This is a genomic window from Duganella sp. GW822-FHT06D06 (genome assembly GCF_058799615.1).
This window is the reverse complement of record NZ_JBXALQ010000003.1, coordinates 15,725-29,723: the sequence shown is the minus strand read 5'-3', so window position 1 is coordinate 29,723 and position 13,999 is coordinate 15,725. Positions and strand designations below refer to the sequence as shown.

The window sequence follows — 13,999 nt, the reverse complement described above, 5'->3', positions numbered from 1 at the left end:
TGGCGGCATTCTAGCGGAGCTTGGCCGCCAGCAACAAGCGCTCGGCAAGCGTGCGCAGCTCGTCACGCAAGGCGGCAGGCTCCAGCACCTTGAACGCGAACGGCGCGGCCGCCAGCTGCCGCGCCAGCCAGCCCAGTTCGTCGGACTGGTTGTGCAGCACAATACCGTCCGCCGTCTGCTCGAACAAGCCGATGGTGTCGATGAAGGCGCGGCGCGCGCTGGCCAGGTCGGTCTCCAGCAAGATCGTGGCGGCGAACTTGCGCGGCAACGACGCCACCGACTGCCGCAGATGCTCCAGTGCGTCGAAGCCGGCCGGCAGCTGGAAATGGCCGCGCGCGGGCGCCACCCGCACCACGCGGTCCAGGCGGAAAGTGCGGATGGCCGCGCGCAAATAGCAGTGGCCGACGACGTACCAAAAGCCGCCGTAGTACACCAGGCCGTACGTATCCACGTCACGTTCGCTGTCGACGCCGCCTGAGCGGTAGCGCAGATGCACGCGCCGGCGCGACTTGGCGGCCAGGCTGAGCGCCGTCAGCGCCGCATTGTCCTGCGGCGTGGCGCCCTGCTGGGCGATGGAGCGCAGATCCAGCCGCACTGTCTGGTCGATGGCGTCCACCCGCTGGCGCAAGCCGTCCGGCATGATGCGGCCCAGCTTGGCCTGCGCGCTGGCCACCGCCGGCGCCGCTTCGGCCAAGCCCAGTCCCCGCGCCGCCAGCAGGCCCAGCGACAGAGCCAACGCCTCGTCGTCGGTGAACATCATCGGCGGCAATTTAAAGCCTGGCATCAGCGCGTAGCCGCCGTGGCGGCCACGCTCGGCCGTGATCGGTATGCCGATGTCCTCCAGCATGACGATGTAGCGGCGCAAGGTGCGGCCGTCGACGCCAAGCCGGTTCGCCAGCTCGGCGCCGCTCATGCGGCCATGGGTTTGCAGCAGCTCCAGCACTGCCAGTACGCGGGTGGTTGGATGGTACATGCCGCAAAGATAGCAGATTTATAGGGCTAAATCCGTCCTATTTAACCGCTAGACTGGCGCAAACACACCAACAAAGGAGCAAAAACATGAGTCAAACCGCCAACCTGGGCCTGTATTTTATCGTGGTATTCGGCGTGATCGCCCTACCCGGCCTGGACATGGCCTTCGTCATGGGCAGTTCGATGCTGGGAGGGCGCCGCTCGGGGATGGCGGCGGTGGGCGGCATCATCGCCGGCGGCTTCTGCCATCTGTGCATGGGGGCGCTGGGGGTGGCGGTGGTGTTGCAATGCTGGCCGCCGCTGTTCAAGATCATGTTGCTGGCGGGCGCGGTCTACATCGCCTGGATGGGCTACTGCCTGCTGCGCAGCGACAGCATCTTCCACCCGGCGCCGGGCGCCGAAGCGATGGCCGACGCCGTCATCTTCCGCCGCGCGCTGACCACCAGCCTGCTCAACCCCAAGGCCTATATCTTCATGCTGGCGATCTTCCCGCAATTCCTCAAACCGGGCCAGGGGCCGCTGTGGGTGCAATCGGGCGTGCTGGGCGGGATCACCGCGCTGACCCAGTTGGGCGTCTACGGCGCGCTGGCCTACGCCGCCAGCGGCGCCAGCGGCTGGTTCGCCAGCCATCCGGCCGCCGCCACGGTCGCCGCCCGCATCATGGGCGCGCTGCTGATACTGACCGCCGTGCTCAGCGCCACCCAGGCCTGGGCCTGAAAACAAAAAGGGCCGGAACCCTGATGGCTCCGGCCCTTCCAAACATCCGCCCTACCAGAGGCTGAGTTTTAGTTCAATTGCGACAACTCTGCTTACTATTTTACATCGTTTTTCCGCAAGTGGGTGAAAGTTGTGGTCAAGACGGCTTGCTGCGGCGCGCCGCCCGCGTGGTATTGGCGCGCCGGTGTCCGGTGCCGCGACGGGGAGTCTGGGGTTTGTCGTCCTTGGTCTCCCCGGTCTCGGCCCGCTGCTTGTTGACGATGCGGGCCGCCACCTCCGCCTCCCGGCCCGGATAGCGGCCTTCCTCCTCGAACTTGCGCTCCAGTTCCTTGTACTCCCGTTCGCGCTTGGGACTCGCTCCTTTGGGCATGATCCGCTCCTTCACTCTGATTGGCAGGACCATGCTACCGAAAGCGCAACACTGTCGTCGCACGGCAGCGGAATATTGCTAAAAGTTATAGATTCGCACGACCGTTCGCTGATACACTTTCCGTTCCCCGGAGCAAATACCGGTTCTTAAAACATAAAAATAGACGAGACATGAAGATTGCCGATATCAAGATAGGCCACCGCCTGACAATAGCCTTTTCATTAACAGCCCTGATGCTTGCCGTAGTGGTCGCGGTAGGCACGCTGGGCATGCGCGCCACCAGCCTGGAACACGCTTCCGGTAACGCCCAGCAGATCGCTTCCTTCTACAGCACGCTGATGATGGCGCTGGGCCTGGCTGGCGGAGCGATGAGCCTGTTCACTGCCTGGTTCATCACGCGCGGCATCGTCGGTCCGATCCGCCATGCGGTGCGGGTGGCGCGCACGGTGGCCGGCGGCGACCTCAGTTCCAACATCGAGATACGCTCGCGCGACGAAATCGGCCAGCTGTCGGCCGCGCTGAAGGAGATGAACGCCAGCCTGATCGGCATCGTCTCCGAAGTGCGCGGCGGCACCGAGGCCATCGGCACCGCGTCGGCCGAAATCGCCGCCGGCAATATGGACCTGTCGGAGCGCACCGAGCGCCAGGCCGGTTCGCTGGAGGAAACCGCCTCGTCGATGGAACAGCTGACCTCCACCGTCAAGCAGAACGCCGCCAACGCCCAGCAGGCCAACCAGCTGGCGGTATCGGCGTCCGCCGTCGCCGGCCAGGGCGGCGCGGTGGTGGCGCAGGTGGTCGACACCATGGCCTCGATCAACGCCTCCGCGCGCAAGATCGTCGACATCATCGCCGTCATCGACGGCATCGCCTTCCAGACCAACATCCTGGCACTGAACGCCGCAGTGGAGGCGGCGCGCGCCGGCGAACAAGGCCGCGGCTTCGCGGTGGTGGCCAACGAAGTACGCAACCTGGCGCAGCGCTCGGCGGCGGCGGCCCGTGAAATCAAGGGCTTGATCGGCGACTCGGTCGACCAGGTCGATGCCGGCGCGCGCCTGGTCGACCAGGCCGGCGTGACGATGACCGAGATCGTCGCCAGCGTGCGCCGCGTGACCGACATCATGAGCGACATCGCGGACGCCAGCCAGGAGCAGCTGTCCGGCATCGAACACATCAACGGCGCCATCGTCGAAATGGACCAGACCACGCAACAGAACGCCGCGCTGGTGGAGCAAGCCTCGGCTGCCGCGGCCACCCTGCGCGACCAGGCTACGCACCTGCAAGGCGCGGTGGGCGTGTTCAAGCTCAGTGGCGATGGCGCGGTGCGCAACAGCGCCAGCGTCAAGCCGATCAAGTCGGCCCGCCGCGCCGGTGCCCATCCATCGGAACACTTCGCCGAGCTGCAGGCGCCGCAGCCGCGACGCTCGTCGTCCGCCGGTTAAGCAGCGATCAGCGATTCGATCTCGGCCAGCAGCTGCGGCATGCTGTCGACCACGCGCCAGGCGCCGGCGAAGTCATGACCGCGCGTCAGCGCGTTGCGCAGGACAATGCAGCGGATGCCGGCCGCCGTCGCCGCCTGCAGGCCGCGCGGCGAGTCTTCCACCACCAGGCAGTCGCTGGCCCGCATGCCCAGCCGTTCAAGGCCCAGCAGATAGGGCTCCGGCGACGGTTTGCTGTTCACATAGGATTCCTGCGTCAGCACGAATTCGAAATGCGGCAGCAAGTCCAGGCGTTGATGGATGATCTCGAAATGCTCGCGCATGGAACTGGTGACCACGCCCATGCGCAGGCGCGGCGACAGGCTGGCCAGCACCGCGCCGACGCCGTCGATGGCGGGTATGCGTTCGGAAGCGAGCGTCATGGCGTAGCGGCGATCGCGCTCGCTGCGCCAGGCGTCCATCCCGGCCTGGTCCATTTGCGGATCCAGCAAATGCCAGGCGCCGCAGTGATCGGCCAGGTACCAATCGAAGAAGTGCTGTTCGCTCAACTCCAGTCCAAGCGGCCGGAACAATTCCCGGTTCGCCTCGTAAAACAGGCGTTCGGTGTCCACCAATACGCCATCGTTATCCCACAAAATCGCCCGCAGCATCGTCACTGTCCCGTGTATATCGTCACAGCGGGCATTGTACCCGCTGGCCTTGCGCGGCCGGGTATGCAATACTCCGTCCAACATACCAAGAACAGAGCAACATGGCCGTTTTAGCACTGCTGCCACGCAGCCTCAAATTCCGCATGACGGCGGTGGTCGTCATGCTGGTGCTGGTTGCCACAGTCATCGTCACCTGGGTAGCGCTGGTGCTGGCCGAACGCGATATGAAGAGCGTCATCGGCAACCAGCAATACGCCCTGCTGTCCTCCGCCGCCGCGCAGGTGGACGCCCAGATCACCGCGAAAAAAGCCCTGCTGGCAAGCCTGGCCGACGCCGTGCCGCCCGACGCCGGACAAGACCCCGGGCGCATGAGCGCCTTCGTCGCCCGCCACCCGGCCGTGCGCAAGCAATTCCTCAACCTGCATATCTTCAACCGGAACGGCGTCCTGATACACACCGAAGGCGATGGCGCCGCCGTGCTGGCGCTGGACGAACGGCCGCGCGCCTATATGCAGAAGGTGCTGGCCGCCGGCCGAGCGGTGGTGTCGCCGCCATTCAAGAGCATCCTGTCCGGACGGCCCGCCATCATGATCATCCAGCCGGTGCTGAACGCCCAGGGCCAGGCGGTGATGCTGCTGAGCGGTAGCATCGACTTGAGCAACTCCGACTTCCTGGCGCAGATCGCCGCGCAAAAACCGGGCAAGACCGGCTACATGTTCATCATGACCACGGGCGGCATCCTGCTGCACCACCCCCATCCCGAGCGACTGCTGGAACACATCAATGCGCGGCCGGGCTACAACCGCGCCACTGAAATGGCGCTGCAAGGCTTCGAGGGATGGACCGAAGCCGCCAACAAGGACGGCAGTGACGGCATCTATTCGTACAAGCACCTGTCCACGACAAATTGGATCATCGGCGCCCGCTTCCCGGTCGACGAAGCGTTTGCGCCGATGATCGAAATGCGCCGCCACGCGATGTTGGCGGCCGGCGCCTTTGCCGCGCTGGCCGGCCTGATGGCGTGGTTGGCGATCCAGTCCCTGCTCAAGCCCCTGGGCCGGCTGCGCCGCAACATCAGCGACATCCGCAGCGGTGACGTCAGCATCGGCGTGCTGCAACGGCGGCGCCGCGATGAGATCGGTGAATTAAGCAGCGCCTTCCACGAGCTGATGGCGGAGCGCGAACTGGCGCAGGAAGCGATACGCGACCGCGAATCGCTGATCGCCGCCAGCGAAAAGCGCCTGCGCATGATCGCCGACAGCATCCCCGCCATCATCGCCTACATCGACCGCGACAACCGCTACCACTTCACCAACGAATACTTCCGCACCATGCTGGGCCTCGATCCGCAGGCGATGATAGGCCGGACCATGTCCGAGGTGCTGGGCAAGGATTTCGTCGCCTCGATCGCGCCGTATCACGAGGCGGCGATGCGCGGCGACCGCGTGCACTACGAGCGCGAAGGCCGCAAGGACGGCCTGCCGCAGCAGGTGATGGGCGACCTGATACCGGACATCGCCGCCGATGGCAGCGTCGCCGGCGTCTATCTGATGGCGGTCGACATCACTGAGCGCAAGAGCGCCGAGTTGCGCCAGGCCGCCAGCGAAAAGCGCCTGAAACTGCTGACCGACAACCTGCCGGTGCTGATCTCTTACCTGGACCACAAGCGCCGCTTCCAGTTCGTCAACGCCACCTTCTTCCAGTGGTTCGGCGTGGAGCCGGGCAAGCTGATAGGCCGCCATCTGGTCGACGGCATCGGCCGCGACCACTACGAGCAAGCGGAGGCGCATCTGGAGCAGGCCTATCGCGGCCAAAACGTCACGTACGAACTCAAGGCGCAGATCGACGGCAGCCTGCACACGCTGGAAACCACCTTCGTGCCGGAGCTGGCGGCCGACGGCACGGTGGTCGGCATCTACTCGCTGACGCACGACACCACGCGCATGAAGGAAATCGAAGAGCGCCTGACGCAGCTGGCCCGCATCGACTCCTTGACCGGTATCGCCAATCGCCTGATGTTCGAAGAGATACTGCAACTGGCGGTGGTGCGCTCCAGGCGCAATCGCCGGCCGCTGGCGCTGGCCTACCTGGACATCGACCACTTCAAGGGCATCAATGACACGCTGGGCCACGGCGCCGGCGACGAGGTGTTGAAGGAGTTCGCCTCGCGGCTGGTGGGCAATGTGCGCGCCTCGGATACGGTGGCGCGCTTGGCGGGGGATGAATTCGTGATCGTGTTCGAACAGGTGGACGGTCCCGGCGAATGCGCGCGGCTGGCGGCCAAGATCATCGACTCGGTGCGGCGGCCGTTCCAGGTCGCCGGCAAGACTATGCAGATCACCACCAGCATCGGCATCGCGCTGCACCAGCGCGACGCCGAAACCCCGGCCGAACTGGTGGCCCGCGCCGACAGCGCGCTGTACGCGGCCAAACGCAATGGCCGCGACGGCTACGCGCTCTCCAAATGAACGTTACTAAGCGGCGACGCCGCTCGCCATCGGATTGGCGACTGGCTCGGACACTTTGAACAACAGATTGCGATCGACGTGGTGGAACGGTTCTTCCTGGCCGCGTATCATCATCACGGTGTCTTCTTCGTAGCCCCAGCTGCCATCGTCGTTGATGGTGACCTTGATGCGATACTCGACGGTCTTGAAGCCGTACTCCAGGAAGGGATTGGAACGGATGCCGTAGGTATCGGACTCCAGCCGCGCCACCAGTTCAAACTCCTTCGCGTCCGGCGCCACCACGGCCGACGCCATGGCGATCTGGCCGCGCGGGATGGCCAGCGTCTGGATCACCGTGCTGGTGGCCGGCTCCCACAGCCAGTAGCCAACCTGCTCGTGATAAGTCTTGGCCTGGCCAGGCTTGTTGATGATGATCAGGTAGCGCAAGCCGTAGAACAGCTGCGGACCATTGGTGACCGGATCGATAGGCTGCAACTCGATGCGCTCGACATAGGCCTGCTTGCGCGGACCATCCGCCTTCGGCTTGATATCGAGGCCACGCTCGCCCTTCCAGATGCCCGCCATCGGCGCCAGCGGGCCGAGGTTGTTCAGGGTGTTGACGTCGATGGTGGAAGGCTCGGTGTAGATATCGCTGGAAAACTCGCTCATGCATAATCCTGGGTGGTTGGTGATAGGCACTATTGTAAGGCGATCTCGATACGGTTGCGTCCTTCATGGTGGCGATAGGCCACGGCGCTCCCCAACTGGCGTATCAACAGCAGTCCGACCCCGCCTACGCCCTGCTCCTCGATGGGCCGCGCCGGATCGGGGGCCGGCGGTCCCTGCGTGAGCGGATTGAAGGCCGGCGCCTCATCCTCGTACACCAGGCGCGCGCCATCCACGCCGACCCACACCGAATGGGCGCTGTCGCCGCCGTGGCCATGCAGGATGCTGTTGCGCAGCAGCTCCTCGAGTATCAATTCGGCGCGCGCGACCACGCCCGGCCCAAGGCCAGCCTGTTGCAGCGCCATCGCAGCAAACGACATCGCGCCGGCGACCGCATCCAGCCGCGCCGGAAACCGCAACAGGTGCGCAATACCGGTTTCTTTTCTGTCCATTCGAGCATATTATCGGAATGCTCATCTCAGGAGAAGAATCATGCGTAACTTAAAAGCCGCCGTCGCTGCCATTGCTGCCGTCCTCGCGATGGGCGGCGCGGAGGCGGTCGAACAGCCGGCGGGCATGGTCAAGACCACCAAGGGCGCGGCCTCCATAGAGCACGCCGGCAAGCAGACCCCGGCCACGGCCGGCGCCGCGCTGATGGCCAGCGACCGCGTGGTCACCGGCGCCGATGGCAGCGTCGGCATCACGCTGCGCGACGAGACGCTGCTGGCGGTGGGCCCGAACAGCAATGTGTGGCTTGAAAAATACGCTTTCGATCCGACCTCGCACGAAGGCGTGCTGAATGCCACCGTCAAGCGCGGCACCCTGGGCGTCATCTCCGGCAAGCTGTCCAAGCAATCGCCGGGCGCGGTGCAGTTCCGCACCCCGACCTCCATCCTGGGAGTGCGCGGCACCGAATTCGTCATCGACGTCAAAGATGGGGAGTGAAGCATGACCATGCTGATCTGGATCGTCTGCCTGCTGGCAGCAGTCTCGCAGCAACAACGTACCCCGACCGAGCAAATCACCCTGCTCCCCAGCCAGGACGGCAAGGCCAGCGCGCTGATCATCACCACCGCCGGCGTCGATACGGTGCTCGACCACCCCTACCAGACCGCCGCGATCGACAACAAGGGCGCCACAGTCAGCGCCGGCAACGGCGCCGACATCGGCAAGCGCTATGCATCCACGCTGACCGCGATGCCGCAGCGGGCAGCGGTGTTCACGCTATACTTCATCACCGACACCGACACGCTGGTGCCGGAATCGGCGGCGCGGCTGGCCGACATCAAGGCGCAGCTGGCGTCGCGCCCCGCTCCCGAGATCATCGTCATCGGCCATACCGACACCGTCGCCAAGCAGGACTACAACGACCAGCTGTCGCTGCGGCGCGCGGCCACCGTCAAGCGCATACTGGTGGAAGTGGGCATCGACGCCGACCGCATCGCCGTGCAGGGACGCGGCGAGCGTGAGCTGCTGGTGCCTACCGCCGACGGCGCCGACGAGCCGCGCAACCGGCGCGTCGAAATCCGCGTGCGCTGATCGATCAGACCGCGCCATCCCAGCGCAGCACCAGCAAAGTCAGGTCGTCCGATGGTTCGGCCTGGCCCACGTGCAGGCGCACATCGTCGCGCACCGCCTGCACCACCGCAGCCGGCGTGGCAGCAGCTGTCGAGGGCAGCGCGGCCAGCAAGCGGTCCAACCGCTCGTTGCCATACAAGTCTCCCGCTTCGTTCATGGCCTCGTTGATGCCGTCGGTGGTCAGGCACAGACACTCGCCGGCTTGCAGCTGGTAGTGCTGCACCGGATATTCGAAATCGTCCAACACGCACAGCGGCGGGCCGTCGGCCGATTGCAGGTGCTCGACGCGGCCGTCCACGGTCAGGCGGCGCGGGGCGTCATGGCCGGCGTTGCACAGGAAGACCTGGCCGTTCGATGCGTCCAGTATGCCCGCCACGCTGGTCACGAACAGCATCTCAGGATTCTCGCGGGTCAGCTCGCGGTTGGCGCCGTTCATGATGGCGGCCATCTCGGACGGGCCGCGCAACGCGATGCTCTTGGAGAGCGCCTTCGCCACCACCATGAACAGGCTGGCCGGCAAGCCCTTGCCCGACACGTCGCCGACCATGAAGAATACCCGGTCGCGGTCCAGCATAAAGAAGTCATACAGGTCGCCGCCCACTTCGCGCGCAGGCTCCAGCAAGGCCTCCAGCGAGAAGCGCGTCTCTCCCGGGAAGGATAGCGCGGCCTGCGGCAGCGTCGCCATCTGGATGCGGCGCGCAGCGCCCAGCTCACCGGCGGTCTTGGCGGCGGACACGCGGGCCACCTGCAAGGCGCGGTCGCTGTGCTTGCGGTCGCGCACCGCCGCCGCCAGCATGCTGGTCAACAGGCTTAGTCCGACCAGCACCACGGCGCACACCACGCTGGTCGCATCGAACAGCAGACCGGCCCGCGCAAACAGCAAGATGCCAGCGCCGTACACGCTCAGTACCAGCGCCCCGCCCAGCGGCACGGCCAGCAACAGGCGCAGCTTGGGAAGCAACCATACCAACAACAGGCTGCAGGCGCCAAACGTCGCCACCTCGGCCCAGCGCATCCATCCTGGGCGCCGCAGGAAGGTCCCATCGAAGAAGCTTTCTATCATCTGCGCATGCGTATCCACGCCGGGCATGAAGTCTCCGCGCGCATTGGTCTTGTAGTCGGTCAGTCCCAGGCCGGTCATGGCGACGATGACGATCTTGTTTTGCAGCGCGCCGTCGGCCAGGCGGCCGCGCATCACGTCCAGCGCCGAGATGTAGCGGTCCATCGCCGGCGCCGAGAAGTTGACCCACACCGTGCCATCCGGCGCGGTCGGCACGCGCAGGTCGCCGACCGACACGCTGTGGACGCCGTCGGCGTCGGCCTCGATCTCCAGCGCCGAACTGCCGGTGGCCACGCGCAGCAATTCCATCGACAGCGCCGGCGCCAGCGTCTCGCCGATGGCGCCAAGCAGTGGCGCGCGCCGCACGATGCCTTTTTCGAGATTCACCGACAACAGGCCCTGTCCCTTGGAAGCCGCTTGCAGCAAGGGCAAACTGGACATAGCCTGCGGAAAGCGCATCACCGGCAGCGACGCCGCCGGCCAATTCACATGCACCGGCCACACGCGCAGCGCATCGCTGGTACCGGCCTCGGGATGCGCAAAACCCGCCGCGCCAAGCACAATCGGCGCACGCCGCATGGCCGCCGCCAGTACGTCGTCATACGCAGGCAGCGCCGCCAGGCTGTCGCGCAGCGGACCGGCCGGCAGCCGGGCCGCCAGCGCCTCCGGCGAGGTGGTGTCCGGCTCCGGCATCAGGATATCGAGCCCGATGGCCAGCGGCTGTTGGGCGTTGATGTGCTCTATCAGCTCGGTCAAGCGGGTGCGCGGCCACGGCCACTGGCCGAACTCCTTCAGCGAGGCTTCGTCGATGGCGATGATCTGGACCGGCCCCGATGCCCGCTGGCGCGGAAAATGAACCTGGTAGGCATTGAACAAGGCAAGCCGCAACTGCGGCAGCAGACCATCGCCGCCGACGGCCAGGGCCATGGCCAGCAAGCCGGCCAGCACCAGCGCCAGCGGCCTGCCCTGGCCTGCGCGTACGCCGCCAAGGGCCTGGGTTTGCAAGCGGAGCAGCATGGCCGCGCTTACAGGTCGATTTCCATGCCGTCGTAGGCCGAGACGATGTCCAGCGGCGCTTCGCCGGTGATCTCGGCGTAGCGCCGCGTCTCGGCCAGCACGCGGGCGATCTGCGCGTCGTCGTAGATGGGTTCGTGGTGGAACAGGCAAAGCTGGTGGACCCCGGCCAGCTGGCACAGTTCCACGCCCACCACGTTGCTGGAGTGGCCCCAGTCGGCCTTCACCGAAATGGAATCGGCCAGCGAATACATGGCGTCGAAAATCACCAGGTCGGCATCGCGGAAGAATTCGACGAAGGCCAGGCGTTCGGCGGCGTTATCCAGCTTGTGCTCGGAGTCGGTGCTGTAGATCATGACCTTGCCGCCCTGCTCCAGACGGTAGCCGTAGGAGTCGCCCGCGTGCAGTTGCAGCTTGGCGGTCACGGTCAGGTCGTGCAGATGCAGCGGAACGCCGGGTTCCATCTGCACGAACTCGATGGCCGCGCTCAGCTGGTGGAAGCCGACCGGGAAGCTGATCGGCTCCTGCTGGCGGCGGAAGGCGGTCTCCAGCTCCTGGTGGCAGCCGTAGATGATGATGCGGTTGCCCGGTATGTAGGCCGGCGTGAAGAACGGGAAGCCCATGATGTGATCCCAATGGAGATGGGACATGAACACATGGTAGGTCTGCGGCTTGGCCGGGCCGTAGCGCGCCAGCTTGGCGCCGGCCAGCGCGCGCACGCCGGAGCCCAGGTCGAGGATGATGTGTTCGTGCGTGGTGTCGGGGTTCCACACCTCGACTTCCACGCAGCTGGAGTTGCCGCCGTAGGTGCCGCGCACGTCGAAGCCCAGGTCGTTGTCGATATACGACGCCACCTTCTCCGGCGTATCGAGGTTGCGGCCGATCGCGCCTTCGAGCGCCGTCACCAGCTTGGAGCGGATCTGCTTGTGGTTCAGCGCCACCGGCAGCGAGCCGCGCGCGCCCCAGATACGGGCTTTCATGACGCGCCGCCGACGGCCGCCAGCGCGCCGGCGCGGTCCGGGAAGATCTCGAACAGCATGTCGAAGCGGCTGATGGTGAACACTTCCAGCACCAGCGGCTGCAAAGCCGCCAGCACCATGCGCCCGCCCTGCGCCTTGACCTGCTTGATCGCCAACATCAACGCGCGCAAGCCTATGCTGCTGATGTAATTGACGCCGCTGAAATCGAGCACCAGCGCAGCGCCATCCTTGCCGCAGTCGCGCAGGTGCGGGTCGAGTGCTAGCTTGAAGGCGTCGGCATGGGTATGATCGATACGACCGGCGGGGCTGAGCACCACGGTGCTGCCGGCTTGCTGTGGCTGAAGTTCCATAATGGTGCCCTGTGCGCTGTGCGGGTGGGAATGGCGATTTTTTCCATTTTTACATCTTTTTGTGCAAGAAGCAATTCCGAGGAGAATCGCCTGTACATGATATTCTTCGGCCTCGACGCAACCAGGGAGAACGCACATGTCGCCGCTCGACAAATTTTTCAAGCTCACTGAGCATGGCAGCAACGTTCGGACCGAGGTGGTTGCGGGCATCACCACCTTCCTGACGATGGCTTACATCATCTTCGTCAACCCGGCCATTCTCGGCGATGCCGGCGTGCCGAAAGACGCCGTGTTCGTCGCCACCTGTCTGGCGGCGGCGCTGGGCACCGTCATCATGGGCCTGTACGCCAACTATCCGATCGGCATGGCGCCGGGCATGGGCCTGAACGCCTACTTCGCCTACGCCGTGGTGCTGGGCATGGGCGTGCCTTGGCAATCGGCGCTGGGCGCGGTGTTCATCTCGGGCTGCCTGTTCATCCTGGTGAGCGTGTTCAAGGTGCGCGAATTGATCGTCAACGGCATACCACACTCGCTGCGGGTGGCCATCACGGTGGGCCTGGGCTTGTTCCTGGCGCTGATCGCGATGAAGAGCGCCGGCCTGGTGGTCGCCAGCCCCGAAACGCTGGTGCGCGTGGGCGACATGCACAAGCCGCAGACCATCATGGCCGTGTTCGGCTTCCTGCTGATCGTCACCCTGGACCGCCTGCGGGTGCCGGGTGCGCTGTTGATCGGCATCGTGGTGGTGACCATCATGAGCTTCTTCTTCGGCGGCAACACCTTCCACGGCTTCATGTCGCTGCCGCCGTCGCTGGCGCCGACGCTGTTCCAGTTCGACCTGAAAGGCGCCGCCTCGCTGGGCTTGTTCAACGTGGTGCTGGTGTTCTTCCTGGTTGAACTATTCGACGCCACCGGCACGCTGATGGGCGTGGCCAGCCGCGGCGGCTTGCTGGTCGACGGCAAGATGAAGCGCCTGAACAAGGCGCTGCTGGCCGACAGCTGCGCGATCGTGGCCGGCTCCATGCTCGGCACCTCCAGCACCACGGCCTACCTGGAGAGCGCGGCCGGCGTGCAGGCAGGCGGCCGCACCGGCCTGACGGCGCTGGTGGTGGCATTGTTGTTCCTGGCGGCGCTGTTCTTCGCACCGATCGCCGGCGTGGTGCCGGCCTACGCCACCGCGCCGGCGCTGCTGTTCGTCGCCTGCCTGATGCTGCGCGACCTGGTCGAGGTCGACTGGAGCGACACCACCGAGAGCGTACCGGCCGCCATCACCGCGCTGGTGATTCCGTTCACCTACTCCATCGCCCACGGCATCGCCTTCGGCTTCATCACCTACGCCGGACTGAAACTGCTGACCGGACAGGCGCGCCAGGTCAAGCCGGTGGTGTGGCTGATCGCCGCGCTGTTCCTGTTCAAGTACACCTATATCGCCGGCTAGCCGCCGGCCGCCAGCCGTTCAGGCGCCGCCACCAGCGTCGGCATCTCCCGCACCGCCAGGATGCCGACCACGTTGTTGAGCCGCATGCGGCACAGCGTGAGCGGGTCCTCGTCCTCGGCCGCCAGCCGTATCTGCACGTCCACCCCTTGCGGATGCGTGGTCGTGCGCAGGCTGCGCAGCTCCAGTCCCAGCCGGCGCACGATCGCCAGCACCGCCTCCAGCGTGGCGATGGGATCGTCCGGCTCGATACAAAATCGGTAGCTTTTTTGTGTGGTATTCATGCAACCAGAATATCCGGGAGCCGGCAAAATAGGCTTCCTTGTT

Annotated in this window: 14 protein-coding genes and 1 pseudogene; 6 read left to right on the top strand and 9 right to left on the bottom strand. The window is 65.5% G+C overall.

What is annotated here, in order from left to right; translation table 11 throughout:
- Positions 1-10: 10 nt before the first annotated feature.
- Positions 11-973, bottom strand: coding sequence for a helix-turn-helix transcriptional regulator (locus AC1RMD_RS06380; protein WP_492924762.1), 963 nt, complete (start codon positions 971-973; stop codon positions 11-13).
- Positions 974-1,059: 86 nt separating this feature from the next.
- Here AC1RMD_RS06380 and AC1RMD_RS06375 point away from each other — a divergent pair, with 86 nt between their 5' ends.
- A complete protein-coding gene (locus AC1RMD_RS06375) occupies positions 1,060-1,689 on the top strand; it encodes a LysE family translocator (RefSeq protein ID WP_492924760.1) in 630 nt (209 codons plus the stop codon).
- A 136-nt stretch (positions 1,690-1,825) separates the two neighbouring features.
- Here the strand turns inward: AC1RMD_RS06375 and AC1RMD_RS06370 are convergent, their stop codons facing one another.
- The gene (locus AC1RMD_RS06370) at positions 1,826-2,059 is read right to left on the bottom strand and encodes a hypothetical protein (RefSeq protein WP_492924758.1); all 234 of its coding nucleotides are present in this window, start codon (positions 2,057-2,059) and stop codon (positions 1,826-1,828) included.
- Positions 2,060-2,397: 338 nt separating this feature from the next.
- Here AC1RMD_RS06370 and AC1RMD_RS06365 point away from each other — a divergent pair.
- A pseudogene (locus tag AC1RMD_RS06365) lies at positions 2,398-3,498 on the top strand (methyl-accepting chemotaxis protein); the annotation flags it as partial.
- Here AC1RMD_RS06365 and AC1RMD_RS06360 read toward each other — a convergent pair.
- Positions 3,495-4,145 (bottom strand): HAD family hydrolase, encoded by a 651-nt coding sequence (locus AC1RMD_RS06360; protein WP_492924756.1) that lies wholly within the window; start codon positions 4,143-4,145, stop codon positions 3,495-3,497. The pseudogene AC1RMD_RS06365 and the gene AC1RMD_RS06360 overlap by 4 nt on opposite strands.
- Before the next feature lie 101 nt (positions 4,146-4,246).
- Between AC1RMD_RS06360 and AC1RMD_RS06355 the strand changes: the two genes are divergently transcribed.
- Complete coding sequence (locus AC1RMD_RS06355; RefSeq protein ID WP_492924754.1) at positions 4,247-6,613, top strand: diguanylate cyclase domain-containing protein; 2,367 nt, start codon at positions 4,247-4,249, stop codon at positions 6,611-6,613.
- Positions 6,614-6,619: 6 nt separating this feature from the next.
- On the opposite strand, the gene AC1RMD_RS06350 is transcribed toward AC1RMD_RS06355, so the two are convergent.
- Positions 6,620-7,261 (bottom strand): FABP family protein, encoded by a 642-nt coding sequence (locus tag AC1RMD_RS06350; protein ID WP_492924752.1) that lies wholly within the window; start codon positions 7,259-7,261, stop codon positions 6,620-6,622.
- 29 nt (positions 7,262-7,290) lie between these two features.
- Positions 7,291-7,710 (bottom strand): ATP-binding protein, encoded by a 420-nt coding sequence (locus AC1RMD_RS06345; RefSeq protein ID WP_492924750.1) that lies wholly within the window; start codon positions 7,708-7,710, stop codon positions 7,291-7,293.
- 40 nt (positions 7,711-7,750) lie between these two features.
- On the opposite strand from AC1RMD_RS06345, the gene AC1RMD_RS06340 reads away from it, so the two are divergent.
- Positions 7,751-8,203: a FecR family protein gene (locus AC1RMD_RS06340; protein WP_492924748.1), complete on the top strand. Its 453-nt coding sequence runs from the start codon at positions 7,751-7,753 to the stop codon at positions 8,201-8,203.
- Between the two features lie 3 nt (positions 8,204-8,206).
- Complete coding sequence (locus AC1RMD_RS06335; RefSeq protein WP_492924746.1) at positions 8,207-8,797, top strand: OmpA family protein; 591 nt, start codon at positions 8,207-8,209, stop codon at positions 8,795-8,797.
- 4 nt (positions 8,798-8,801) lie between these two features.
- Here AC1RMD_RS06335 and AC1RMD_RS06330 read toward each other — a convergent pair whose 3' ends face one another.
- From AC1RMD_RS06330 to AC1RMD_RS06320, 3 genes are read right to left on the bottom strand one after another with little or no spacing between them, the layout of a single operon-like run.
- Positions 8,802-10,913, bottom strand: a complete 2,112-nt coding sequence (locus AC1RMD_RS06330) for a CHASE2 domain-containing protein (protein WP_492924744.1) — start codon at positions 10,911-10,913, stop codon at positions 8,802-8,804.
- 8 nt (positions 10,914-10,921) lie between these two features.
- A complete protein-coding gene (locus AC1RMD_RS06325; protein ID WP_492924742.1) occupies positions 10,922-11,890 on the bottom strand; it encodes an MBL fold metallo-hydrolase in 969 nt (322 codons plus the stop codon).
- On the bottom strand, positions 11,887-12,240 hold the full coding sequence (locus AC1RMD_RS06320; protein WP_492924740.1) for an STAS domain-containing protein: 354 nt from the start codon (positions 12,238-12,240) through the stop codon (positions 11,887-11,889). The genes AC1RMD_RS06325 and AC1RMD_RS06320 overlap by 4 nt, the downstream gene beginning before the upstream one ends.
- Before the next feature lie 136 nt (positions 12,241-12,376).
- Here AC1RMD_RS06320 and AC1RMD_RS06315 point away from each other — a divergent pair, with 136 nt between their 5' ends.
- The gene (locus tag AC1RMD_RS06315) at positions 12,377-13,675 is read left to right on the top strand and encodes an NCS2 family permease (protein WP_492924738.1); all 1,299 of its coding nucleotides are present in this window, start codon (positions 12,377-12,379) and stop codon (positions 13,673-13,675) included.
- On the opposite strand, the gene AC1RMD_RS06310 is transcribed toward AC1RMD_RS06315, so the two are convergent.
- The gene (locus AC1RMD_RS06310) at positions 13,672-13,956 is read right to left on the bottom strand and encodes a hypothetical protein (protein WP_492924736.1); all 285 of its coding nucleotides are present in this window, start codon (positions 13,954-13,956) and stop codon (positions 13,672-13,674) included. The genes AC1RMD_RS06315 and AC1RMD_RS06310 overlap by 4 nt on opposite strands.
- Positions 13,957-13,999 lie beyond the last annotated feature (43 nt).